Origin of the sequence: Kitasatospora papulosa, from assembly GCF_000717245.1 — a bacterium.
In the GTDB taxonomy this organism is placed as follows: Bacteria; Actinomycetota; Actinomycetes; order Streptomycetales; family Streptomycetaceae; genus Streptomyces; species Streptomyces papulosus.
On the sequence record NZ_JNYQ01000001.1, the window covers coordinates 936,983 to 960,279 of the forward strand.

The 23,297-nt window shown below is 71.1% G+C and carries 21 protein-coding genes, 1 pseudogene and 1 riboswitch; of the genes and pseudogenes, 17 read left to right on the forward strand and 5 right to left on the reverse strand.

The features are described 5' to 3' along the window. The first annotated feature begins 76 nt into the window (after positions 1-76). On the forward strand, positions 77-1,333 hold the full coding sequence (locus tag IA22_RS0104120) for a L,D-transpeptidase (protein WP_014156682.1): 1,257 nt from the start codon (positions 77-79) through the stop codon (positions 1,331-1,333). 62 nt (positions 1,334-1,395) lie between these two features. Here IA22_RS0104120 and IA22_RS0104125 read toward each other — a convergent pair whose 3' ends face one another. Next, entirely contained in the window at positions 1,396-1,797 is a 402-nt protein-coding gene (locus IA22_RS0104125; RefSeq protein ID WP_030122762.1) for a response regulator transcription factor, read from the reverse strand. Between the two features lie 187 nt (positions 1,798-1,984). Between IA22_RS0104125 and ctaE the strand changes: the two genes are divergently transcribed. From ctaE to IA22_RS0104155, 6 genes are all read left to right on the forward strand, one after another. Further along, positions 1,985-2,605 (forward strand): aa3-type cytochrome oxidase subunit III, encoded by a 621-nt coding sequence (gene ctaE, locus IA22_RS0104130; protein WP_014156684.1) that lies wholly within the window; start codon positions 1,985-1,987, stop codon positions 2,603-2,605. A gap of 55 nt (positions 2,606-2,660) precedes the next feature. Beyond that, the gene (qcrC, locus tag IA22_RS0104135) at positions 2,661-3,470 is read left to right on the forward strand and encodes a cytochrome bc1 complex diheme cytochrome c subunit (protein ID WP_014156685.1); all 810 of its coding nucleotides are present in this window, start codon (positions 2,661-2,663) and stop codon (positions 3,468-3,470) included. Next, the gene (qcrA, locus tag IA22_RS0104140; RefSeq protein WP_015576865.1) at positions 3,467-4,519 is read left to right on the forward strand and encodes a cytochrome bc1 complex Rieske iron-sulfur subunit; all 1,053 of its coding nucleotides are present in this window, start codon (positions 3,467-3,469) and stop codon (positions 4,517-4,519) included. Before qcrC ends, qcrA begins: the two co-directional genes overlap by 4 nt. After that, the gene (gene qcrB, locus IA22_RS0104145; RefSeq protein ID WP_014156687.1) at positions 4,516-6,141 is read left to right on the forward strand and encodes a cytochrome bc1 complex cytochrome b subunit; all 1,626 of its coding nucleotides are present in this window, start codon (positions 4,516-4,518) and stop codon (positions 6,139-6,141) included. Before qcrA ends, qcrB begins: the two co-directional genes overlap by 4 nt. 121 nt (positions 6,142-6,262) lie before the next feature. Further along, positions 6,263-7,327, forward strand: coding sequence for an anthranilate phosphoribosyltransferase (gene trpD, locus IA22_RS0104150; protein ID WP_030122763.1), 1,065 nt, complete (start codon positions 6,263-6,265; stop codon positions 7,325-7,327). A gap of 129 nt (positions 7,328-7,456) precedes the next feature. Further along, a riboswitch (SAM riboswitch) is annotated at positions 7,457-7,574 on the forward strand. A gap of 185 nt (positions 7,575-7,759) precedes the next feature. Continuing rightward, complete coding sequence (locus tag IA22_RS0104155) at positions 7,760-9,136, forward strand: aminotransferase class V-fold PLP-dependent enzyme (protein ID WP_014156689.1); 1,377 nt, start codon at positions 7,760-7,762, stop codon at positions 9,134-9,136. Between the two features lie 80 nt (positions 9,137-9,216). Here IA22_RS0104155 and IA22_RS0104160 read toward each other — a convergent pair whose 3' ends face one another. After that, positions 9,217-9,498: an Lrp/AsnC family transcriptional regulator gene (locus tag IA22_RS0104160; RefSeq protein WP_014156690.1), complete on the reverse strand. Its 282-nt coding sequence runs from the start codon at positions 9,496-9,498 to the stop codon at positions 9,217-9,219. Further along, positions 9,495-10,238, reverse strand: coding sequence for a rhomboid family intramembrane serine protease (locus IA22_RS0104165; RefSeq protein WP_030122764.1), 744 nt, complete (start codon positions 10,236-10,238; stop codon positions 9,495-9,497). The genes IA22_RS0104160 and IA22_RS0104165 overlap by 4 nt, the downstream gene beginning before the upstream one ends. Before the next feature lie 169 nt (positions 10,239-10,407). Between IA22_RS0104165 and IA22_RS0104170 the strand changes: the two genes are divergently transcribed. From IA22_RS0104170 to IA22_RS0104195, 5 genes and pseudogenes are all read left to right on the forward strand, one after another. Beyond that, positions 10,408-10,650, forward strand: coding sequence for a hypothetical protein (locus IA22_RS0104170; protein ID WP_014156692.1), 243 nt, complete (start codon positions 10,408-10,410; stop codon positions 10,648-10,650). Between the two features lie 37 nt (positions 10,651-10,687). Further along, the gene (locus tag IA22_RS0104175) at positions 10,688-12,049 is read left to right on the forward strand and encodes an NYN domain-containing protein (RefSeq protein ID WP_014156693.1); all 1,362 of its coding nucleotides are present in this window, start codon (positions 10,688-10,690) and stop codon (positions 12,047-12,049) included. Between the two features lie 297 nt (positions 12,050-12,346). Then, positions 12,347-13,043, forward strand: a pseudogene (locus tag IA22_RS35025) (C40 family peptidase). A 239-nt stretch (positions 13,044-13,282) separates the two neighbouring features. Continuing rightward, positions 13,283-14,305 (forward strand): C40 family peptidase, encoded by a 1,023-nt coding sequence (locus tag IA22_RS0104190; RefSeq protein WP_030122765.1) that lies wholly within the window; start codon positions 13,283-13,285, stop codon positions 14,303-14,305. 15 nt (positions 14,306-14,320) lie between these two features. After that, on the forward strand, positions 14,321-15,574 hold the full coding sequence (locus IA22_RS0104195) for a hypothetical protein (protein ID WP_030122766.1): 1,254 nt from the start codon (positions 14,321-14,323) through the stop codon (positions 15,572-15,574). Here IA22_RS0104195 and IA22_RS0104200 read toward each other — a convergent pair. Next, positions 15,531-16,793: a glycosyltransferase family 87 protein gene (locus IA22_RS0104200; RefSeq protein ID WP_051694765.1), complete on the reverse strand. Its 1,263-nt coding sequence runs from the start codon at positions 16,791-16,793 to the stop codon at positions 15,531-15,533. The genes IA22_RS0104195 and IA22_RS0104200 overlap by 44 nt on opposite strands. A 76-nt stretch (positions 16,794-16,869) precedes the next feature. Between IA22_RS0104200 and IA22_RS0104205 the strand changes: the two genes are divergently transcribed. Continuing rightward, entirely contained in the window at positions 16,870-18,012 is a 1,143-nt protein-coding gene (locus IA22_RS0104205; protein ID WP_030122768.1) for a glycosyltransferase family 4 protein, read from the forward strand. Between the two features lie 73 nt (positions 18,013-18,085). On the opposite strand, the gene IA22_RS0104210 is transcribed toward IA22_RS0104205, so the two are convergent. After that, positions 18,086-19,882: an AMP-dependent synthetase/ligase gene (locus tag IA22_RS0104210; RefSeq protein WP_030122769.1), complete on the reverse strand. Its 1,797-nt coding sequence runs from the start codon at positions 19,880-19,882 to the stop codon at positions 18,086-18,088. Between the two features lie 280 nt (positions 19,883-20,162). Between IA22_RS0104210 and IA22_RS0104215 the strand changes: the two genes are divergently transcribed. The 4 genes from IA22_RS0104215 (at position 20,163) to IA22_RS0104230 (ending at position 23,291) form a co-directional block, all read left to right on the forward strand. Then, positions 20,163-20,972 (forward strand): metallophosphoesterase family protein, encoded by an 810-nt coding sequence (locus IA22_RS0104215; protein WP_014156700.1) that lies wholly within the window; start codon positions 20,163-20,165, stop codon positions 20,970-20,972. Between the two features lie 120 nt (positions 20,973-21,092). Next, positions 21,093-21,542, forward strand: coding sequence for an SRPBCC family protein (locus IA22_RS0104220; protein WP_014156701.1), 450 nt, complete (start codon positions 21,093-21,095; stop codon positions 21,540-21,542). Between the two features lie 4 nt (positions 21,543-21,546). Next, positions 21,547-22,719, forward strand: coding sequence for an ArsA family ATPase (locus tag IA22_RS0104225; RefSeq protein WP_030122770.1), 1,173 nt, complete (start codon positions 21,547-21,549; stop codon positions 22,717-22,719). An 80-nt stretch (positions 22,720-22,799) separates the two neighbouring features. Beyond that, positions 22,800-23,291: a DUF5304 domain-containing protein gene (locus IA22_RS0104230; protein ID WP_015576852.1), complete on the forward strand. Its 492-nt coding sequence runs from the start codon at positions 22,800-22,802 to the stop codon at positions 23,289-23,291. Positions 23,292-23,297: the final 6 nt, after the last annotated feature.

A 23,297-nucleotide genomic window follows, 5' to 3' on the forward strand; every position in this document is an offset into this window, starting at 1 on the left:
CAGTGATGAGCGGGCCGGGCCCCCGTTTGCAGTCATTGAACGCGCTGGATCGGATGAATCTTCTTAGCGTGGGTTCATGAACCACACGCCGCGCATCCACACCGTAGTGAGCTGCACTCTGCTGGTCGTGACCCTGGTAGCGGGTGCGACCGCCTGTGGAGGGCCCGACGGCGATCCGCTGTCGCTGAGGCCCCACGACGCCGCCGACCTCATCTCGTTCAACGGCCCGGCCGAGGGCGAGAAGGCCGACCCGGACAAGCCCCTCGAGGTCAGCGTCAAGGACGACGACGCGAAGATCACCGACGTGACGGCGGTCGACACCGAGGGCCGCCACCTGGCGGGGGAGCTCGACGCCGACGGGAAGCGGTGGCACTCCACCACCTCGCTCGCCGCGGGCACCCGATACACCGTCAAGGTCTCCACCGAGAACGGTGACGGCGCCCCCGGCAGCCGTACGTACGGCTTCGGCACGACCGCGGCCAAGAAGTTCCTGAAGGTCTCCTTCGGCCCGCAGGCGGGCACCTACGGCGTCGGACAGCCCCTCACGGCGGAACTCAGCGCTCCGGTCCCCGACAGGGCGGCCAGGGCCACCGTGGAGCGCGGGCTCCAGGTCCGGTCCACGCCCGCCGTCAGGGGCTCCTGGTACTGGGTCGACGACAAGACGCTGCACTACCGGCCCAAGGAGTACTGGCCCGCCGACGCCACCATCGACATCCGCAGCAACCTCAAGGGCATCAAGGTCACGAACGCCCTCTACGGCGCCGCCGCGAAACCCCTGAAGCTCACCACCGGTGACCGCATAGAAGCGATCACCGACGCCGCGGCGCACCACATGACCGTCCTCCGCAACGGCGAAGTGATCAACACCCTGCCGGTCACCACGGGCAAGCCCGGCTTCGACACGCGCAACGGCGTCAAGGTGGTGCTGGCCAAGGAGCAGTTCGTACGCATGCGCGGGGAGAGCATCGGCATCGCCGCCGGCTCCTCGGAGTCCTACGACCTGCCGGTCTACTGGGCGACACGCGTCACCTGGAGCGGTGAGTACGTCCACGCCGCGCCCTGGTCGACGGGTTCTCAGGGCAACGCCAACGTCAGCCACGGCTGCACGGGCATGAGCACCGCCGACGCGGAGTGGTTCTTCGAGACCGTACGCGAGGGCGACATCGTCAAGGTCGTCGGGAGCGACGGCGAGACGATGACGCCGTTCGACAACGGCTTCGGTGACTGGAACCTCGACTGGGAAGCCTGGCAGAAGGGCAGCGCCCTGCACGGCGGCGGCACCCCGGACACGGGCACCGACGTCGAGACGGCGCGGCTGCGCCCCCAGGTCTGAGCCGCCCGGGAGTGCGCCGCGCCCCGGAGAGTCACCGCGGAGGGGTTCGGGGCCCCTCCGCCTCAGGCTCCCACGGCCAGCCTGCGGCGCAGCAGGGAGGCCAGGGCGTCCGCGAAGTCGACCGGGTCGACCGGATGCGTCACAGCGGCGTCCGCACGGCACCACGTGGCCAGCCAGGCGTCCTGCGGGCGTCCGATCAGCAGCAGCACCGGCGGGCAGTCGAAGATCTCGTCCTTGATCTGCCGGCAGACCCCCATGCCGCCCGCGGGGGCCGTCTCGCCGTCCAGCACGCAGACGTCGACACCGCCCCGGTCCAGCGCGCTCAGGACGGCGGGCAGGGTGGCGCACTCCAGGAACTCCACCGCTGGCACGTCCGCCGCAGGCCTGCGCCCGGCTGCCAGCCTCACCTGCTCGCGGGTGTTGGCGTCGTCGCTGTAGACCAGGACCGTGGCGGTCGGCTGCATTGTTCCTCCGTGACGTCTGTGTCTTCGGGGCTCTGTGGGCATGAACCGATGGGCGGATGGTACTCCGGCGGACTGCCTGTCAGCACCGGTAAAGACAGCGATTCGATGGGCCGTTCGGTGAGGACACACGGCTCTGACACACCGAACGGCACCCCCCGGAGTGAGGGCGGGATAAGCGACCGACATAATGTCGGTCGTGGCGACAGCAACGACAGTAGAAACCGGGCACGCGCACCCGTCGGTCAATCGGCCGAACCTCACCAGCGTCGGAACCATCATCTGGTTGAGTTCCGAGCTGATGTTCTTCGCGGCCCTCTTCGCGATGTACTTCACCCTGCGATCGGTGATGGGACCCGATCACTGGAAGGAGATGGCCCACCATCTGAACTTCCCGTTCTCGGCGACGAACACCACGATCCTGGTGCTTTCCTCTCTCACCTGCCAGCTCGGCGTTTTCGCCGCGGAGCGGGGCGATGTGAAGAAGCTCCGCACCTGGTTCATCATCACGTTCGTGATGGGTGCGATCTTCATCGGAGGCCAGGTCCTCGAGTACACCGAGCTGGTCAAGGACGCGGGTCTCTCCCTGTCCTCCGACCCGTACGGCTCGGTGTTCTACCTGACGACCGGCTTCCACGGTCTGCATGTGACAGGCGGCCTCATCGCCTTCCTGCTCGTCCTGGGCAGGACATACGCGGCCTCGAGATTCACCCACGAACAGGCCACCGCCGCCATCGTCGTGTCCTACTACTGGCACTTCGTCGACGTCGTCTGGATCGGCCTGTTCGCCACGATCTACATGATCAAGTAACCGGGCTCGCGCCCACTCACCATCGACGCAGAAGATCCTGACACCGGGGTAATCCGTGAAAAAGCTCTCCGCACGACGACGCCATCCGCTGGCGGCGGTCGTCGTACTACTCCTCGCGCTGGCGGCTACCGGGGGGCTGTACGCCGCGTTCGCGCCTGCGGGTAAGGCGCAGGCCGACGAAACCGCCCAGTCCCTCGCCATCGACGAGGGCAAGAAGCTCTACTCCGTGGGCTGCGCCAGCTGCCACGGATCCGGCGGTCAGGGCACCACCGACGGGCCGTCCCTCGTGGGCGTCGGCTCCGCCGCCGTCGACTTCCAGGTCGGTACCGGACGCATGCCGGCTCAGCAGCCGGGTGCCCAGGTCCCGAAGAAGAAGGTCATCTACAACCAGGCCGAGATCGACCAGCTCGCGGCGTACGTCGCGTCCCTGGGCGCCGGTCCGATCACGCCCACCAAGAGCCAGGTCGACCCCTCGGGCGCCGACGTGGCCAAGGGCGGCGACCTGTTCCGCACGAACTGCGCGCAGTGCCACAACTTCACCGGTCAGGGCGGTGCCCTGACCAAGGGCAAGTACGCGCCGAACCTCGAAGGCGTGAGCGCGAAGCACATCTACGAGGCCATGCAGACCGGCCCGCAGAGCATGCCCTCCTTCCCGGACACCACGATGCCGGAGCAGGAGAAGAAAGACATCATCGCGTACATCAAGACCGTCAACGGTAGTGAGTCCGAGTCCCCCGGCGGGCTCTCGCTCGGTGGCCTCGGTCCCGTCAGTGAAGGTCTCTTCGGCTGGATCTTCGGCCTGGGCGGCCTGATCGCCATCGCCGTATGGGTCGCGGCCCACACCGCTAAGGCCAAGAAGTCATGAGTAGCCAACAGATTCCAGAAGAGAACCTGCCGGTAGAGCAGGGCACCGCGCACGGCGCGGTAGAGGGTGCGGGCGACCCGTTCGCCGACCCGGGGCTGCCGGCCCACAAGCCGCGCATCCAGGACATCGACGAACGCGCCGCGAACCGCTCCGAGCGGGCCGTCGCGCTCATGTTCACGCTGTCCATGCTGGCGACGGTCGGCTTCATCGCCTCGTACGTCATCTTCCCGGTCGACCAGATCGTCTACATCTGGCCGTTCGGCCACGTGAGCGCGCTGAACTTCTCCCTGGGTCTGACCCTGGGACTGGCGCTCTTCCTCATCGGCGCGGGCGCCGTCCACTGGGCGCGCACCCTGATGTCCGACGTGGAGGTCGCCGACGACCGGCACGCGATCGAGGCGACGCCCGAGGTCAAGGCCAAGGTTCTGGCCGACTTCGCGGACGGCGCCCGGGAGTCCGCGCTCGGACGGCGCAAGCTGATCCGCAACACCATGTTCGGCGCGCTGGCCCTGGTGCCGCTCTCCGGTGTGGTGCTGCTGCGCGACCTCGGCCCGCTGCCGGAGAAGAAGCTCCGGAAGACGCTGTGGGCCAAGGGCAAGCAGCTCGTCAACATGAACACCATGGAGCCGCTGCGTCCCGAGGACGTCGTCGTCGGTTCGCTGACCTTCGCCATGCCCGAGGGCCTGGAGGAGGACGCGCACGACTTCCAGTCGCAGATCGCCAAGGCCGCCCTGATGATCATCCGCATCGAGCCGGACAACATCAAGGACAAGCGTGAGCGCGAGTGGGCGCACGAGGGAATCGTCGCCTTCTCCAAGATCTGCACCCACGTCGGCTGCCCGATCAGCCTGTACGAGCAGCAGACGCACCACGTGCTCTGCCCGTGCCACCAGTCCACCTTCGACCTCTCCGACGGCGCCCGCGTCATCTTCGGTCCGGCCGGTCACGCCCTTCCGCAGCTGCGGATCGGCGTGAACAGCGAGGGCAACCTCGAGGCGCTCGGTGACTTCGAAGAGCCCGTCGGTCCTGCCTTCTGGGAGCGCGGATGAGTACTGCGACGGAAACACAGCGCAAGGCGCCCGCCGGTGAGCGGGTCGCCGACTGGGCGGACGGCCGGCTCGGCATCTACGGCCTGGCCAAGGCCAACATGCGCAAGATCTTCCCGGACCACTGGTCCTTCATGCTCGGTGAGATCTGCCTCTACAGCTTCATCATCATCATCCTCACGGGTGTGTACCTGACGCTGTTCTTCCACCCGAGCATGAACGAGGTCGTGTACCACGGCTCGTACGAGCCGATGCAGGGCATCCGGATGTCCGAGGCCTACGCCTCGACGCTGGACATCAGCTTCGACGTCCGCGGTGGTCTGCTGGTCCGGCAGATCCACCACTGGGCAGCGGTGATCTTCCTCGCCGGCATGTTCGTGCACATGTTCCGTGTGTTCTTCACCGGCGCGTACCGCAAGCCCCGTGAGATCAACTGGCTGTTCGGCTTCCTGCTGTTCGTCCTGGGCATGTTCACCGGGTTCACCGGCTACTCCCTCCCGGACGACCTGCTCTCGGGTACGGGTGTGCGCTTCACGCAGGGCGCCATCCTGTCGATGCCGATCGTCGGTACGTACATCTCGATGTTCCTGTTCGGCGGGGAGTTCCCCGGCACGGACATCATCGCGAGGTTCTACTCGATCCACATCCTGCTGCTGCCGGGCATCATGCTCGGCCTCGTGGTCGGCCACCTCATCCTGGTGTTCTTCCACAAGCACACGCAGTTCGCGGGACCGGGCAAGACGAACAAGAACGTCGTCGGCATGCCGCTGCTCCCGGTGTACATGGCGAAGGCCGGAGGGTTCTTCTTCCTCGTCTTCGGCTTCATCTCGGTCATCGCGGCGATCGCCACGATCAACCCGATCTGGGCACTCGGTCCCTACCGTCCCGACCAGGTGTCCACGGGCGCCCAGCCGGACTGGTACATGGGCTTCGCCGAAGGCTTCGTCCGCGTCATGCCGGGCTGGGAGATCAACCTCTGGGGCCACACGCTGGTCCTCGGCGTGCTGATCCCGCTGGTCCTCTTCGGTGTGGTCCTGGCGGCACTCGCGCTCTACCCGTTCATCGAGTCCTGGATCACCGGGGACAAGCGCGAGCACCACATCCTGGACCGTCCGCGCAACGCTCCGACCCGTACGGGTCTGGGTGTCGCCTGGGTGACGATCTACTTCGTCATGCTGATCGGCGGCGGCAACGACATCTGGGCGACCCACTTCCACATGTCGCTCAACGCCATCAGCTGGTTCGTGCGGATCGCGTTCTTCGTCGGCCCGGTCCTGGCGTTCGTCGTCACCCGGCGGATCTGCCTCGGCCTCCAGCGCCGCGACAAGGAGAAGGTGCTGCACGGACGCGAGTCCGGCACCATCAAGCGCCTGCCGCACGGTGAGTTCGTCGAGATCCACGAGCCGCTCAGCCCGGAGCAGCTGCACACGCTCACGGCGCACGAGCAGTACAAGCCGATCGAGATCGGCCCGACGGTCGACGAGAACGGTGTCGAGCGCAAGCCGTCGGCGCTGCAGAAGCTGCGGGCCAGGCTCAGCAAGAGCTACTACGGCGAGAACAACCAGATCGCCAAGCCCACCGCCGAGGAGTACAAGGAGATCACCAGCGGCCACGGCCACCACTGATCACCTCAGCTGACCGCCACAGCAGGAGCCCCGTCCATCCGATGGACGGGGCTCTTCGCTGCTCCCGGGGCTGGATAGGGTGGAGGCGTACTTCTACCGGCTGTGGACCCAGGAGCGGACCATGAACGTTGTGACCCCGGACGGCGGCGGCAGCGTGGCGGACTTCACCTGGCCCGGCGTGCTGACCCCCCTCCTGCGCGGCGAGGACCTCGGCACCGACGCGACGGCGTGGGCCATGGACCGGATCATGAGCGGCGAGGCCACGGACGTGCAGATCGCCGGCTTCGCGATCGCGCTGCGGGCCAAGGGCGAGACCGTCGACGAGGTCACCGGCCTGGTCCGCGCCATGTACGAGCACGCCCACACCATCGAGGTCCCCGGCCGCACGGTGGACATCGTGGGAACCGGCGGCGACATGGCCAGGACGGTCAACATCTCCACCATGTCGGCGATCGTCGTCGCGGGGACGGGCGCGAAGGTCGTCAAGCACGGGAGCCGGGCCTCCTCCTCGGCCAGCGGTGCCTCCGACGTGCTGGAGAAGCTCGGCGTCAACCTGGAGCTGACGCCGCAGCGTGTCGTCGCGGTGGCCGAGGAAGCGGGCATCACCTTCTGCTTCGCGGTGAAGTTCCACCCCGCCCTGCGGCACGCGGCCAGGGCGCGCAAGGAACTCGGCACGCAGACCACCTTCAACATCCTGGGCCCGCTCACCAACCCGGCCCGGGTCCGCTCCCAGGCCATCGGCGTGGCCGACCCGAAGATGGCGCCCATCGTGGCCGGTGTGCTGGCCGACCGGGGCAACTCCGCGCTCGTCTTCCGGGGTGACGACGGTCTCGACGAGCTGACCACCACGGCGACCTCCCGTGTCTGGATCGTCCGCGACGGCGGCGTCCGCGAGGAGGCGTTCGACCCGCGTGACGTCGGCCTCGGCCTGGTCCCCGTCGAGGCGCTGCGCGGAGCTGACGCCTCGTACAACGCCGACGTGGCCCGCCGGCTGCTCGAGGGGGAGACCGGCCCCGTACGCGACGCCGTACTGCTGAACTCGGCCGCCGCGCTGGTCGCGCTGGACCCGGGTGCGGGCACCCTGGACGAGCAGCTCGCGGGCGGGATCGAGCGGGCCGCCGCGTCGATCGACTCGGGAGCGGCCAAACGGGCCCTGGAGCGCTGGGTGGCGGCCAGCAACGCCTGAGAGGGCGTACGAGACGAGTCGAGGCCCATCGCGCCGGGACAGCCCGGCTGCGGCGGGAGTGCCCGAGGCGCGGTCCGGATCGCGGACCGCGCCTTGCGCGTGCCGGGGGATGTGGCAAGATGCTGCGCAGGTCATGAGTGACAGCGACTACGGCCCCGGCCCGCTGTCCGGCAACCCTCCGTCCGTGGCGGGGTGCCCCGGGTGAAGACCAGGCCGCAGGCAGCGAGGTCTGTGGCAAGCGCGGGCCCCTCGGCATCTTCCCATGCCACCCCTTGGGGTCCTTGGTCCCAGGGAGCCTCTTGTGAGCAAGCGAATGCGATAGGGCTTCGAGCCCTCCTCCGCACACCCTTCTTCTCTTCCTCTCCCCGCGTCGCCGCGCACCCTTCGGGTCACCGGCGCGAGGATTTCGCCTGCCTCTCACAGGAGTTCGCCATGTCTGTCCCCACCGCTGCCGCCGACCAGGCCATTTGTGCACCGCTGCCGGTTCTGGGTGCCGATGTCACCGTTCCGCTCGTCACGGGCGGAGACGTCACCTACGCGGCCCTGGACTACGCGGCAAGCTCCCCCGCCCTGCAGCGCGTCTGGGACGACGTGGCCGCCTACGCGCCGTACTACGGCAGCGTCCACCGCGGTGCCGGATATCTCTCCCAGCTCTCCACCGACCTGTTCGAGACCAGCCGTGCGACCGTCGCGGAGTTCCTCGGCTGCCGTGCGGAGGACCAGGTGGTCTTCACCCGCTCGACGACCGACTCCCTCAACCTGCTGGCGGCCGCGCTGCCCGCCGGCTGCCAGGTGTTCGTCTTCGAGACCGAGCACCACGCGTCGCTGCTGCCCTGGCGCGACGCCCGGGTGACCTACCTGGACGCCCCCCGCACCCCGGACCAGGCGGTCGCCACGCTGGAGAAGGCCCTCGCCGCCCGTGACCCCCACGGCCCCGCGCTGGTCTGCGTCACCGGCGCCTCCAACGTCACGGGCGAGCTCTGGCCGGTGCGTGAACTGGCTGCCGCCGCCCACGCCCACGGTGCGCGGATCGTGCTCGACGCGGCACAGCTGGCGCCGCACCACCCGGTGGACATCGCGGAGCTGGACGTCGACTGGGTCGCCTTCTCCGGGCACAAGCTGTACGCGCCCTTCGGTTCGGGTGTCCTCGCGGGCCGGGCCGACTGGCTGGTGGACGCCGAGCCGTACCTCGCGGGCGGCGGGGCCTCCCGCAAGGTCGCCCGGCGCGCCGACGGCGGTGTGGACGTCGAGTGGCACACCACCGCGGCCCGGCACGAGGCCGGATCGCCCAACGTCATCGGCGTCTACTCCATCGCCGCCGCCTGCAAGGCGCTGACCGAGGCCGGCTTCGACCGGCTGGTCGACCGGGAGCAGCAGCTGGTGACCCGGGTCCGTGAGGGCCTCGCCGATGTCCCCGAGGTCAAGGTGCTCTCCCTGTTCGGCGACGACGCCCCGAGGGTCGGCGTCCTCTCCTTCGTGGTCGAGGGATGGAACAGCTCGCACTTCGCGGCCGCGCTCTCCGCCGAGTACGGCATCGGAGTGCGCGACGGACTCTTCTGCGCCCACCCGCTGGTGCGGACCCTGCTGGGCAGTGAGCCGCAGGACCCGGGCGAGTGCGGCGCGCCGGACGCCGCGCCGGGGGAGAGGTCGCTCAACGCCATCCGGGTGAGCTTCGGTGCGGGCACCCCGGACGAGCACATCGAGCGGTTCCTGGGCGCCGTCCGCGAACTGGTCGGCGAGGGAGCCCGCTGGACCTACCGCACCGAGGAGGGCCGCTGCGTGCCCGACCGGGGCGCCGCCCAGGTCTGACCGCACGCGGTACGCGAACGGCCGGGGGCGAGGGCGTCCCGCCCCGTCCCCGGCCGCGGTCGTGCCGGCGGTGGGCCGCCTCAGCCGTCGAGGCCGATGGCGAAGGCCGCCTCCAGGTCGTGCTGGGAGTAGGTGCGGAAGGCCACGTGGGTGTCCGTGGCCTCGACGCCCTGGATCTTGCTGATCCGGCCGGGGATGACATCCGCCAGATCGTCGTGCCGGGCCACCCGGACCATGGCGATCAGGTCGTACGTACCGGTGACCGAGAAGACCTCACTGACGCTGTCCAGCGCGGCGATGGCTTCGGCGATCTCGGGAATCCGGTCCACGCTGGTCTTGATGAGCACGATCGCGGTGATCACGGCTGGCTTTCTCCCTCGGTGGCCGTGGCTGGAACCTTCACTCTAGTCCCCCGGAACCGGACCCAGGCGTAGAGGAACCCGGCCGCGAAACCCGCCACGTGCGCGAGGTACGCCACGCCCGGGCCGCTGCCCGCGCCCCGCGCCGCCAGCCACTGCAGGACGAACCAGAAGACGAGCACGATCCAGGCGGGGAAGCGCAGCGGGAGGAAGAAGAGGAAGGGGAAGAGGCTGGTGACGCGGGCCTTGGGGAAGAGGTAGAGGAAGGCGCCCAGCACCGCGGAGATCGCCCCCGAGGCGCCCACCAGCGTCTGGTCGGAATCCGCGTGCACGACCGCGTAGGCGACCAGGGCGAAGTACCCGCACACGAGGTAGAAGAGGGTGAACTCGACGCGGCCCATGCGTTCCTCCGCCATCGCCCCGAAGACGTAGAGGAAGAGCATGTTGCCCAGCAGGTGCAGCCAGCTGCCGTGGACGAAGAGCGCGGTCAGCGGGGTGAGCGCCGCGTGCGCCGAGCCGTCCAGGAGCTCGCTGGGGATCACGCCCCACCGCTCGAAGTACCCCGCCTGAGCGGCGAGGAGCGCGTCGGCGTCGCCGTAGACGGGGTTGAACCCCGAGAGCGGGCTCATCAGGAAGACGGCGCAGCACAACGCCATCAGCCCGTAGGTGACCGGGGCACCGCCCGCCGCGGCCCCGAACCCCCTGGCCCGCTCCCGCCAGTCGACTTCCCGCAGATCGATCACGTACAGAGCATGACGGAACAGGCGAGAACGGGACGGAGCGCCTCGCCGTGCCGGCAGGTATGCGCGAGGCCGTAGGGTTGCGGCAGGACATCCGCAGTTCGACGGCGCACCGCGAGATCGAAGACCTGGGCACGCACAGACTCGACGTACGACGAAAGAGGACGCAACGATGACGACGGTTCCCCAGCCGACCGACGGGACCCGCTGGCGCTGCACGCTCTGCGGCAACCTCACGCGCTTCGATGTCACGCGCTCCTCGAAGGTCGTGGAGTACGTGCACCTCGACCTGGCCGGGGAGTCGAGTGTCGAGGAGCGCGAGGTGGTCAGTGAGACCATCGAGTCGGTGCGCTGCCGTTGGTGCAACGCCGTGGATCAGATCGAACTGGTCGACAGGCCTGGTGCCGACTCCTGACGGAGCCGCGCGGACAGACACATTGGGGTGATGGAAGGTGGAGCAGCCGACAGGCGGCGCCGGACCGGCCGACGCGGCCGACGGCACCGCGGAGTCGCTCGACCGTCCGCTGCCCGAAGGCGTACGCCGCAAGGTGGTGGCGCTGGTCTCGGACGCGTTCGGCGGGCTGACCGTCGGCGAACTCCCCGCCCAGCTCCGGCAGTACGCCCGTTTCACCCCGAGCAGGCGGGCCAAGTTCGCGGGTAACGCGATGGCGGCCGCCCTGGAGAGCGACCCGGTGTTCCGCCGGCGCATCGGCGAGCGGATCGGCCAGACCCAGCCGGAGCTGGCCGAGGCCCTCGAGTCCGGTGCGCCGCCCGCCGCCGCCGACCCCGTCGACGTGGCCGCGGCCGCCTACGTGCTGCGGCCCGCCGGCTGGGTCAAGCTGGTCGCCGCCGCCGGCGAGGAGGTCCAGCGGGCCCATGCCGAGCGGGCGGACGAGGAGACCAGACGCGAGCTCGAGCGACTGCGCGAGGAGCTGGAGCACGCCCGCGGCCAGACCCGGGCGGACACCGAACGGCTGCGCTCGGAGCTGGACGCGGCACGCAAGGAGGCCGACTCGCTGCACCGCAAGCTCCGCAGCGCCCTCAGCGAGGTGAAGCGCGGGGAGGCCGCCCTGCGCAAGGCGGGCGCCGAGGCCGACACCGTGCGGGCCGAGACGGCCGCCCAGGTCTCCGCCGCCGAGAGCGAGACCCGCCGGCTCAAGGCCCGCCTGGCCGAGGCGGAGGCGTCCGTGGAGGCCGGCCGCCGGGCGGCCCGGGAGGGGCGCTCGGTCGAGGACATGCGGCTGCGGCTGCTCCTGGACACCGTGCTCGACGCCGCCCAGGGGCTCCGCCGTGAGCTGGCGCTGCCCCCGTCCTCGCTCCGCCCCGCGGACGGCGTCGAAGCGGTCGAGCCGGGCCGGATGTCACCCAAGGACATCGCCGCCAGGGCCCTTTCGGAGACCGACCCGGCGCTCCTCGACCAGTTGCTGGCCCTCCCGCAGGCTCATCTGATCGTCGACGGCTACAACGTCACCAAGACCGGCTATCCCCAGATGCCCCTGGAGAAGCAGCGGTTGCGCCTCCTGGGTGGTCTCTCGGTCCTCGCGGCACAGACCGGCGCCGAGATGACCTGCGTCTTCGACGGTGCCGAACTGGCGGTTCCCGTCCTGCTCGCCCCGCCGCGTGGCGTCCGTGTGCTCTTCAGCAAGGCCGGGGTGACCGCGGACGAGCTGATCCGGCAGCTGGCGCGCGCCGAACCGCCGGGCAGGCCCGTCGTCGTGGTCTCCACCGACCGCGAAGTCGCCGACGGGGTGGCGAAGGCGGGGGCGCGGCCGGTCGCGTCCGCCTTGCTCCTGAAGCGGCTTTCGCGCGTCTGAGGCGTCATGCGCGTCATGTGAGGCTTGCCGGAATTTATGGAACGTACCGTCAAGTCGCCGCTACACCCCGTGTGATGAAAGTAAAGAAGTGCCTGGTGTGACGAGATTTTCCTCGTGAGGATTTGAACTGATCACAAGATGGTCACTAGGGTCAGGCCTCGAACCTTCGCACGGTTGTCTGCCCATCCGGGGTGACGGCGAAGGAACCGCCGAGTCCGTGATGTGCACGGAGCCGGGGATCCGTTTGTCATCCCCCACTACCCGGTAGGCGGCTCGAGGAAGAAGGAGCTCGCCTTCGTGGCGTCCCACCGTCGTCCCAAGCAGCCGAGCCGCGCCCGTGTGACCGTGCTCACCGCGACCGCCGCCGCGGCCGTGGCCCTGACCTCCCAGGCGGCCCACGCCGACCCGAAGCCGACCAAGAGCGAGGTCAAGGCGAAGCGGCGGTCTCGACCCGTCGGTCCAGCTGCTGCTCTCCTCGGACCCGGACAGCTTCCTGGACCAGGCCTCCGCGCTCGACCAGCTGACGGCCAAGCAGGCCGAGTCGCTCCAGAAGATCCAGGCGAAGCAGCGCACCCTCGCGCAGCAGCGCACGGAGGCGCAGGGCGCGGCCGGCGACCGGGTCGAACTCGGCAACGAGGTCCCCGCGTCCGCCCGTGGTGCCGCCGCCCTCCAGGCCGCCTCCACGCAGCAGGGCAAGGCGTACGTCTCCGGTGCCACCGGTCCCAACGCCTACGACTGCTCGGGTCTGACCCAGTGGGCCTACGCCCAGGCCGGCGTCCAGATCACCCGCACCACGTACACCCAGATCAACGACGGTGTCCGGATCGGCCGCAGCGCCCTGAAGCCGGGCGACCTGGTCTTCTTCAACAACACCTCGCACGTCGGTCTGTACGCGGGCAACAACCAGATCCTGCACGCCCCGAAGCCCGGCGCCGTGGTCCGCTACGAGTCGATGGACTACATGGGCACCTTCCAGTTCGGTGTGCGCGTCTGACGCCCGATCGGGCGAATCACAGCACCCCACGACTGCGCCCCGCCCCGCCGGAGACCACAGGTCACCGGCGGGGCGGGGCTGTTCCGTCCGTACGCGCCTCTCCGGCGTGGCCGTTGGTCACGGGGTAGCCGTCCGGTTACTGTCTGCGCTGCCGCGCAGCTCCCGGTCGTCGTTCCGCCCACCCCAGGGCGGCAGGGGCTGCGCACGTCTGCGTACAGCGGAAGGGAGTGCGGCTTCCAGTGGTGTCGCATCGCCGCCCCACCCGGCCCGGCCTCACCCGAGGTGTCCGGGCCACCGTCCTGTCCGCCGCCGTGGCCACCGCGGCGGCCGCTCTCGGTTCCGCCCCCGCGAGCGCCTCTCCCGAGGACACCCACGAGACGGCCGAGGAGGCCGTCGACCGGCTGTACACCGAGGCCGAGCGTGCCACCGAGCGGTACAACGGCGCCCTGGAGGACCTCGGCCGGCAGCGCGAGCGGATCGCCCGGGCCCAGGACGCGGCGGCCCGGACGCAGGAGGACGTCAACCAGCTGCGGGCGTCCCTCGGTTCGATGGCGGGCGCGCAGTACCGCTCCGGAGGCATCGACCCCGCGGTCGCCCTCCTGCTCTCCTCGGACCCGGACACCTTCCTGGACCGGGCCGCCGCACTGGACCGCGCGGGCGAGCGCCGGGCCGTGACGCTGAGCAAGCTGCGGCGTGCCCAGCGCAGGATCGCCCAGAGCCGCGCGGAGGCCGCCGGGGCCCTCGCCGCCATGGAACGGGACCGCGCGGCGGTGGCCCGGCACAAGCGCACCGTGGAGGCCAGGCTGGACCGGGCGAGGCAGCTGCTGCGCGCGCTGCCGGGCACCGAGCGGCCGGACCCCGGCCGCGTCTCGCGCTCCGTGTCACCGGTGACGCCCACCGGGGACGCCCCCGGCTCCGCGCGCGGCCTGGCGGCCCTCCTGGCGGCCCGGCAGGCTCTGGGACGCCCGTACGTGTGGGGCGCCGGCGGTCCCGCCGGATTCGACTGCTCCGGGCTGATGCAGTGGGCCTACGCACAGGCCGGTGTCGCCCTGCCCCGCACCTCGCAGGCCCAGCGGTACGCGGGCCGCATGGTGCCGCTGTCGCAGGCGCTCCCCGGCGACCTGGTCGCCTACCGCGCGGACGCGAGCCACATCGGGATGTACGCCGGAAACGGGCAGGTCATCCACGCCCCGTACCCCGGCGCATCGGTGCGCTACGACCCCGTCGGCATGATGCCCGTCTCCTCGGTCACCCGCGTCTGACCGTACGATCGGCCCATGGCTGTTCGGACGCGGGACGCGCGGCGGGGCGGCACCCGCGGACGGGGCGCGGCGGGTGCCGTGCTCACCGTCCTGCTGCTCGCGCCCGCCTGCGCCGCCCCCGCGGACACACCCGCCGGCAGGACCGCCGAGGAGGTCGGCGCCACCCTGGACCGGCGTGCCGCGGCCGTCCTCGCGCACGACACCGACGCGTACCTGGCCGCCCTCGACCCCCGTGCCACGTCCTTCCGGGCCGCCCAGCGCACCGAGCTGCGCAACCTCGCCGACGTGCCGCTGGAGTCCTGGGCGTACGAGGTGAAGGACGTACGGGAGGCGGCCGCGGACCGGGTCACCGCCGAGGTCGAGCTGCGCTACCGGTTCGAGGGCTACGACAGGGCCCCGATGTCCTCCGCCCGGACGGTGGAGCTGGTCCGCCGCGGCGAGGACCGCACCTGGTACGTCGCCGCCGACCGGGCCGCCGAAGGGGCCGCGGGGCAGCTCTGGCAGCAGGGTGACGTCGAGGTCGTACGGGGCACGCACAGCCTGGTCCTCGGGGTCGGCCGCCGTACCGCCGAACTGCGCCGGATCGCGGACACGGCGGACCGGGCCGTCCCGGTCGTCACGGGCTCCTGGCCGCGGCCCTGGACGGAACGGGTCGTGGTCCTCGTCCCCGCGTCCGTGGAGGACATGGCGGGGCTCCTCGGCTCGCCCACGGACAGCTACCGGGGCATAGCCGCCGTCACCACCGGTGAGGTCGGCGGGGGCGGCCGGGCGCCCGCGGACCGGGTGATCGTCAATCCGCAGGCGTACGGGATGCTCGGCGACTTCGGGCAGCGGGTCGTCCTGACCCACGAGACCACCCATGTGGCGACCCGGGCGCACACCTCCGCCGCCACTCCCGTCTGGCTGTCGGAAGGCTTCGCCGACTGGACCGCCTACCGCGAGGAGAGCCGCACCGCACCCGAGATCGCACCGGAACTGACCGAGGCGGTCCGGGCCGGTGACCTGCCCGCGCAGCTCCCGGCCGACGAGGACTTCGGCTTCGGCGAGGACGCGGCGAAGCTCGCCGGGGCCTACGAGGGCGGCTGGCTGGCCTGCGAGCTGATCGCGCGGGACTGGGGCGAGGAGGAGCTGACCGCCTTCTACGAGGCCGTCGGGAGCCGAGCGCGGCGGGAAGGCGCCGTGGAGCAGGCCATGCACACGGTGCTCGGCACCACCCCCGAGGACTTCACGGCGCGCTGGCGGGAGTATCTGCGCGACCGTCTCGGCTGATCCCCGTCGCCGGCTCCCGCCGCACCCGGGGCACGGTGTCCCGCCAGAGCCGCCGGCCGGCGTCCAGCGCCGCCGCGACGAGCAGGCCGTTGCGCACGGTCATCAGGGCCACGCCCTCCGCGTCGCTCGCCACCACGTGCGCGAAACCGAGCGGGAACTCCAGCAGCGTGACGGCGGTGGCCACCAGGACCAGACCCGCCGGCCGGCCCATCCGGCCGCCCCGGAACACCAGGCACACCGCGGCGAGCCCGAGCGGCCACACCAGGTACTGGGGGCTGATGACCCGGCTGGTCACGGTGAACAGCAGCACCGCGGTGAACGCCGCGTCCGCCGGGGTGTGCACCGCGAACGTACGGGCCCGCAGCCGCCACACCAGCAGCCAGCCGAAGGCGAGCACGCTCAGCGCCAGGGCCAGCGTGCTCACCAGCGCCACGTGCGGCCCGGCGAACTCCATCGAGCCGTAGCGCAGCTCGACCCGGCCCTCCCAGCCGAACTGCCGCGCCACGTGGAAGACCAGCGCCCCCAGCGACTCGATCTCCAGTCCCCGGTCCCGCTGGAACGTCAGGAAGGCGAAGGCGCCGGGCAGCGCCACGGCGGCGGCCAGGGCGAGCACGGCGGCCGTCACGGCCGCCGACGACCAGGCACGGCGCGTCTCCCCGCCCCGGGCCGTGCCCACCAGCAGCAGGACCGGCCAGACCTTCAGCAGCGTCCCGAAGGCGGCCAGCGCCCCGAGGACCCGCGGGTGGCGCACACCGGCGAGCAGGGCCGTCACCGCGACGGCCGTCACCATCAGGTCGTAGCGGGCGTACACGGTCGGCCCGAGCAGCGGCACGCCCACCACCCAGAGCCACGTGCCCGCCTCCCGCATGCCGGGGCGGCCTCCCGCGTGCAGAAGAAGGCCGAACACCAGCGCGTCACACAGCAGTACGAGAACGAAGAAGGCGGAGGCGTACTCCAGGAAGGGCAGCAGATCCGGGGAGAGCACGGCGAGCGCGGCCGCCGGCGGGTACTGCCAGGTGACGTCGTCCAGCGGGAACGAACCGGCGCGGAGAACCTCGTACCAGCCCCGGTAGATCACCGAGACATCGCTCGTGACGTCCGGGCCGGGCACCGTGAACACCTTGAAGACGCAGAGCAGCAGCACCGCCCGGCTGAGCCCCCACACGGCGAGGCACAGCCCCCGGCTCCCGCGGACCCTCGTACCCGTCCCGACCGTCATGCCGCCATGATGCAGCCCCCGGCTGTGCGGGAGCCGTCAGGCAGGGCCGTCGGGCCGCCCGGTACTGTCGGCGGCGATGGACAAGACGCTGATCGTGACGAACGACTTCCCGCCCCGCCCCGGCGGTATCCAGGCCTTCCTGCACAACATGGCGCTGCGCATGGATCCCGAGCGGATCGTCGTCTACGCCTCCACCTGGAAGCGCGGCGCGGAGGGCGCCGAGGCCACGGCGGCCTTCGACGCCGAGCAGCCGTTCACCGTCGTGCGCGACCGCACGACGATGCTGCTCCCCACCCCGCGGGTCACCCGCCAGGCGGTCCGGCTGCTGCGGGAGCACGACTGCGCCTCCGTGTGGTTCGGGGCCGCCGCGCCCCTCGGCCTGATGGCGCCCGCGCTGCGCAGGGCCGGTGCCCGCCGGATCGTCGCCACCACACACGGCCACGAGGCCGGCTGGGCCCAGCTGCCCGCGTCCCGGCAGTTGCTGCGCCGGATCGGCGAGGGCACCGACACCCTCACCTACCTCGGCGAGTACACCCGGTCCAGGATCGCCGCGGCGCTCACCCCGGAGGCCGCGGGCCGCATGGTGCAGCTGCCGCCCGGGGTCGACGAGAAGACCTTCCACCCGGCCTCCGGCGGCGACCGGGTCAGGGCACGGCTCGGGCTAACGGACCGGCCCGTCGTCGTGTGCGTGTCGCGGCTCGTGCCGCGCAAGGGGCAGGACACCCTCATCCTGGCCATGCCCGCCATCCTGGCGCGGGTGCCGGACGCCGTCCTGCTCGTCGTGGGCGGCGGACCCTACGCCGGGCAGCTGAAGAAGCTGGCGGCCGAGACCGGTGTCCAGGACTCCGTACGCTTCACCGGGCCGGTGCCCTGGGAGGAGCTGCCCGCGCACTACGGCGCGGGCGACGTCTTCGCCATGCCCTGCCGGACCCGGCGCGGCGGACTCGACGTCGAGGGTCTCGGCATCGTCTACCTGGAGGCGTCGGCGACCGGGCTGCCCGTCGTCGCGGGCGACTCGGGCGGGGCCCCGGACGCCGTACTCGACGGCGAGACCGGGTGGGTGGTCCGAGGCGGCTCCGCGGAGGAGTCCGCCGACCGCGTCGTCGCGCTGCTCCAGGACCCCGGGCTGCGCCGGCGCATGGGGGAGCGGGGCAGGGAGTGGGTCGAGGAGAAGTGGCGCTGGGACCTGCTCGCGGAACATCTGAGAACACTGCTCTGAGCGCGTACGAGGAGGGCCCCGCACCGGTGACACGACCGGTGCGGGGCCCTCCTCGTACGCGCGCTCCGCGGGATCAGCCGCGGTAGATCGACTCGACCTCGTCGGCGAAGTCCTTCGCCACGACGTTGCGCTTCAGCTTCAGCGACGGCGTGATGTGACCGGCCTCCTCGGTGAACTGCGCGCCCAGCACACGGAACTTGCGGACCGACTCCGCCTTGGACACCGCCGCGTTGCCGTCGTCCACCGCCCGCTGCACCTCGGCCAGCAGCTCGGGGTCCTCGCGCAGCGAGAACGCCGTCGATCCGGCCGGCTTGCCGTGCTCCTCGGCCCAGCGGGAGAGGAACTCCTCGTCGAGCGTGACCAGGGCGCCGACGAACGGACGGCCGTCGCCGACCACCATGCACTCGGCGACCAGGGCGTGCGCGCGGATCCGGTCCTCGATCACCGCGGGGGCGACGTTCTTGCCGCCCGCCGTGACGATGATCTCCTTCTTGCGGCCGGTGATCGCGAGATAGCCGTCCTCGTCGAGCGTGCCGATGTCGCCCGTGTGGAACCAGGCGTCGGCCAGCGCCTCGGCCGTCGCCGCCTCGTTCTTCCAGTAACCCGTGAACAGGTGCTCACCGTGCAGCAGCACCTCGCCGTCGTCGGCGATCCGCACCACCGAGCCCGGCAGCGGCTGGCCGACCGTACCGATCTTCTGCCGGTCCCACGGGTTGAAGGCCGTGGCGGCGCACGACTCGGTGAGGCCGTAGCCCTCCAGCACCGTGAAGCCGATACCGCGGAAGAAGTGGCCGAGCCGCTCGCCCAGCGGGGCGCCGCCGGAGATCGCGTACTCGCCGCGGCCACCGAGCACCGCGCGCAGCTTGCCGAACACCAGCTTGTCGAAGACCTTGTGCTTGATCCTCAGGCCCGTCGACGGGCCTTCCGGGGTGCCCAGCGCACGGCTGTAGGCGATCGCCGTGTCGGCGGCCCGGTCGAAGATCTTCCCCTTGCCGTCGGCCTGCGCCTTGGCCCGCGCCGAGTTGTAGACCTTCTCGAACACCCGCGGCACACCGAGGATCAGCGTCGGCCGGAACGAGGCCAGTTCGTCGGTGAGGTTCTTGATGTCCGGCACGCAGCCGAGCTTGATCGGGGCCATCACCGAGGCGACCTCGACCAGCCGGCCGAAGACGTGGGCGGTGGGGAGGAAGAGCAGGACGGAACACTCGCCCGTACGGAAGAGGGGCTTGAGCCGCTCCACGATGTTGCCGCACTCCGCGAAGAAGCTGCGGTGGGTCAGCACGCAGCCCTTGGGGCGGCCGGTCGTGCCCGAGGTGTAGACGATCGTCGCGGGGTCGTCGGCCTTGGCGCTCACCATGCGCAGGTCCAGCGTCTCGTCCGTCACACCGGCGCCCGCCGCCACGAGCTCGCCGACGGCACCCCGGTCGATCTCCCAGACGTGTTCCAGGGCCGGGAGCCGGTCCCGCACGGAGGCGACGGACTCCGCGTGGGCGCCACTCTCCACGACGACCGCGACCGCGCCGGAATCGCCGAGTATCCACTGGACCTGCTCGGCGGAGCTGGTCTCGTACACCGGCACGGTGACGGCGCCCGCGCACCAGATCGCGAAGTCCAGCAGGATCCACTCGAAGCGGGTGCGGGACATGAGGGCGACGCGGTCGCCGGGCTGGATCCCCGAGGCGATCAGGCCCCGGGCGGTGTCCTTGACCTCAGCCAGGAACCGGGTCGCCGTGACGTCCGTCCAGACTCCGGCCACCTTCCGGCTCATCACCGCGACGTCGGGATGCTGAGCGGCGTTGCGGCGGATGAGATCCGTCAGATTGCCGTCCGCAGGGACCTCGTACAGGGCCGGAAGGCTGAACTCGCGCAAGACTGCTGCTCCTCATCGGGCTCCGGTTCCACGGCTCTGTGCGACGTACCGGATCGGTCCAAGACTGGCAGATGCTCAGTGGGGTGAGCACGACTGGACTGGCGGGACGTTACCCACCAGTACTCGGTTCCGGAAAGGGGGTTCGGGCCAGATGTCTTATGCATCACACATATCCGCGGTCCTTCGGCGCACATTAGTCCACCCGTGTCCTTATCCGGAAGTAACCGCAGGTCCGGCGGCCTCTACCCAGAGCGGCGGGCCGGGACCTAGGGTGAGGTTCATGCGAGTCGGCACACCCCGGAATCACCACACGACCCCCACCCGACGGACACGCGTGCACGTCGTCAGCGACGTGCACGGGAACACGGAGGCGCTGGCCCGCGCCGGGGACGGCGCGGACGCGCTGATCTGTCTGGGGGACCTGGTCCTCTTCCTCGACTACGCCGACCACTCGCGCGGCATCTTCCCCGACCTCTTCGGCGTCGCCAACGCCCACCGCATCGTCGAGCTGCGCACCGCGCGCCGCTTCGAGGAGGCACGCGCCTTCGGCCGTGAGCTGTGGGCCGGCCGGGACCGCAACGCGGCCATCCTGTCCGCCGTGCGCAAGCAGTACGCCGAGATGTTCGCCGCGATGCCCACCCCTACTTACGCCACCTACGGCAACGTCGACGTGCCCACGCTCTGGCCCGAGTACGCCCATTCCGGTACGACCGTGCTGGACGGTGAGCGTGCGGAGATCGGCGGCCGGGTCTTCGGGTTCGTCGGGGGCGGCCTCAGGACCCCGATGAACACCCCGTACGAGATCAGCGACGAGGAGTACGCGGCGAAGGTCGAGGCGCTCGGCCCGGTGGACGTCCTGTGCTCGCACATTCCGCCGGAGGTACCGGAGCTCACCTACGACACCGTGGCCCGGCGCTTCGAGCGCGGCAGCAGCGCGCTCCTGGAGGCCATCCGCCGGACGCGCCCCCGCTACGCGCTCTTCGGCCACGTCCACCAGCCGCTGGTGCGCCGGATGCGGATCGGCGTCACGGAATGCGTGAACGTCGGCCACTTCGCGTCGAGCGGGCGCCCCTGGGCCCTGGAGTGGTGACCGACACGGCGGCCGGCCCCGGGCCGGGGCGCGGGCGGGCGGACCGCCGGCACGCGATAGCCTGCACGTGGCAGGCCTCTGCCGAACGCGACCGGTACACCGCACTGGAGGGCCACGGCGATGGCTGAACACACCAGCTCGAGCATCACGATCGAGGCGGCACCGGCCGACGTCATGGGAGTGATCGCCGACTTCGCCCGCTATCCGGAATGGACCGGCGAGGTGAAGGAGGCCGAGATCCTGGCCACCGACGACCAGGGCCGCGCCGAGCAGGTCCGCCTCGTCCTGGACGCCGGCGCGATCAAGGACGACCACGTCCTGTCCTACACCTGGAACAGCGAGTACGAGGTCGGCTGGACCCTGGTCAAGTCGCAGATGCTCCGTGCCCTCGACGGCAGTTACGCCCTGGCGCCCCTCGGCGACGGCGACCGCACGCAGGTCACCTACCGGCTCGCCGTCGACGTCAAGATCCCGCTGCTCGGCATGATCAAGCGCAAGGCCGAGAAGGTCATCATCGACCGGGCCCTCGCCGGGCTGAAGAAGCGCGTCGAGTCCGTCCCGAAGGCCTGATCACGTGCGTACGGTCCTCGTCACCGGCCCCGGCGGCGCAGGCCGTACCACCGTCGCCGCGGCGACCGCGCTCGCGGCGGCCCGCAGCGGCCGCCGCACCCTCCTGGTCTCCGCCGACGAGGTGCCCGCCCTCCCCGCGGGCACCGAGGACACCGAGCGGCTGACCTCCGTCCGCGTCGACTCCGCCGCGCACTTCCGCGACGAACTCCTCGAACTGCAGGACCGGGCCTCCGGGGTCCTCGACCTGCTCGGTGCCAACCGGCTCGACGGCGAGGAGCTCACCGAACTGCCGGGCAGCGCACAGCTCGCCGTCCTGCACACACTGCGCCGGGCCGCCGAGGACAGCCGGACCGGGGACGGCTGCGAGGTCCTCGTCGTCGACCTGCCCCCGCTCACCGACGCACTCGCCCTCCTCGCCCTGCCCGGACAGCTGCGCCGCTATCTCCGCCGCCTCCTGCCCAGGGAACGCCAGGCCGCCCGGGCGCTCCGGCCGGTGCTCGCCCAGCTCGCAGGCGTCCCCATGCCCGCCCAGTGGCTGTACGAGGCAGCCGCCCGCAAGGACGCCGAACTGGCCGCCGTCCAGGCACTGATCGAGGACGCCGCGACCACCGTGCGGCTCGTCGCCGAACCCGGGCACGCCGCCGGTGAGGCACTGAGCTCCGCCCGTACCGCCCTGGCCCTGCACGGACTGCGCGTCGACTCCGTCGTGGCGTCACGGGTCCTGCCCCGCCACTCCGCCGACCCCTGGTTCGCCGATCTCGCCGCCCGGCAGGAGAAGTGCCTGGACCACTGGCACCAGGAGTGGGCACCCGGGACCCCGGTGCGGGAGAGCGCGCACCTCGGCCGCGAACCACGCACCCTCGAGGACCTCTCCCTGCTCGCCGGGGACTGCGCCCCCGACGACCGCACACCGGGACACGCCGGAGACCCCTGGTGGACCGAGACGGCCGAGGACGGTGTCATCTCCTGGTGCCTACCGCTCCCCGGAGCCGCCAAGGAAGACCTCAGGCTCGTCCGGCGCGGCGACGAACTCCTCCTGACGGCAGGGCCGTTCCACCGGATCGTGCGTCTGGAGTCCGCCCTGCGCCGCTGCACCGTCTCCGGAGCCGCGCTGACCGACGGCGTCCTGCGTGTCCGGTTCACACCTGACCCCGCGCTCTGGCCCCGGACACCGTGAACGGCGTACCACCGTTCGGGTAACGTCGGTAGTACGTGGCCCGTACGGTCACGCTGACAACCGCGCCGCAGGAGCCCGCCATGAGTGAAGCCACCGATCGTCCCGCCGACGACGACGCGTGGGCGGAGGCCTGCGCCGAGGACCTCGAGGCGGAGAAGGCCCGACGCCGCGCCCGGTACGGACAGCAGCCGGGTTCCGCCGCGGAAGAACTGCGCAAACTGATGGACGCGGTGGCCGACAAGGTCTCGTCGCTGCAGTCGCCGCTGCTCGGCATGGCCGCTCAGGGCACCGTCCAGCAGGTGATCCGGCAGGCCAGGTCCGCCGTCGAGCCCGTCATCGAGCGCAATCCGGAAGTGTTCGACCACCTCGCCGCCGCCGGGAACGAGCTCCTCGCGGCCTACCGCACCGCGGTCGAGGGCCAGGAGAACCGCTGGACCCGGGGCACCGAGGGCGCCGGAGGCGCCTCGGGCGGCACCGGAAACACCCCCGGACCCGGGAAGAAGGCGGCCGAGGACTCCTCGGATCCGCGTGACGAGGGCACGGGCGGCAGCGAACACATCGACCTGGACTGACCCGGG

What these genes read in the sequence shown, in the direction of transcription:
- IA22_RS0104120 (WP_014156682.1), top strand. Translation starts at nt 77, where the DNA reads ATGAACCACACGCCGCGCATCCACACCGTAGTGAGCTGCACTCTGCTG.
- qcrA (WP_015576865.1), top strand. Translation starts at nt 3,467, where the DNA reads ATGAGTAGCCAACAGATTCCAGAAGAGAACCTGCCGGTAGAGCAGGGC.
- trpD (WP_030122763.1), top strand. Translation starts at nt 6,263, where the DNA reads ATGAACGTTGTGACCCCGGACGGCGGCGGCAGCGTGGCGGACTTCACC.
- IA22_RS0104125 (WP_030122762.1), bottom strand. Translation starts at nt 1,797, where the DNA reads ATGCAGCCGACCGCCACGGTCCTGGTCTACAGCGACGACGCCAACACC.
- IA22_RS0104205 (WP_030122768.1), top strand. Translation starts at nt 16,870, where the DNA reads ATGGACAAGACGCTGATCGTGACGAACGACTTCCCGCCCCGCCCCGGC.
- IA22_RS0104170 (WP_014156692.1), top strand. Translation starts at nt 10,408, where the DNA reads ATGACGACGGTTCCCCAGCCGACCGACGGGACCCGCTGGCGCTGCACG.
- IA22_RS0104215 (WP_014156700.1), top strand. Translation starts at nt 20,163, where the DNA reads ATGCGAGTCGGCACACCCCGGAATCACCACACGACCCCCACCCGACGG.
- IA22_RS0104195 (WP_030122766.1), top strand. Translation starts at nt 14,321, where the DNA reads ATGGCTGTTCGGACGCGGGACGCGCGGCGGGGCGGCACCCGCGGACGG.
- IA22_RS0104230 (WP_015576852.1), top strand. Translation starts at nt 22,800, where the DNA reads ATGAGTGAAGCCACCGATCGTCCCGCCGACGACGACGCGTGGGCGGAG.
- qcrB (WP_014156687.1), top strand. Translation starts at nt 4,516, where the DNA reads ATGAGTACTGCGACGGAAACACAGCGCAAGGCGCCCGCCGGTGAGCGG.
- IA22_RS0104220 (WP_014156701.1), top strand. Translation starts at nt 21,093, where the DNA reads ATGGCTGAACACACCAGCTCGAGCATCACGATCGAGGCGGCACCGGCC.
- IA22_RS0104200 (WP_051694765.1), bottom strand. Translation starts at nt 16,793, where the DNA reads ATGACGGTCGGGACGGGTACGAGGGTCCGCGGGAGCCGGGGGCTGTGC.
- ctaE (WP_014156684.1), top strand. Translation starts at nt 1,985, where the DNA reads ATGTCGGTCGTGGCGACAGCAACGACAGTAGAAACCGGGCACGCGCAC.
- IA22_RS0104155 (WP_014156689.1), top strand. Translation starts at nt 7,760, where the DNA reads ATGTCTGTCCCCACCGCTGCCGCCGACCAGGCCATTTGTGCACCGCTG.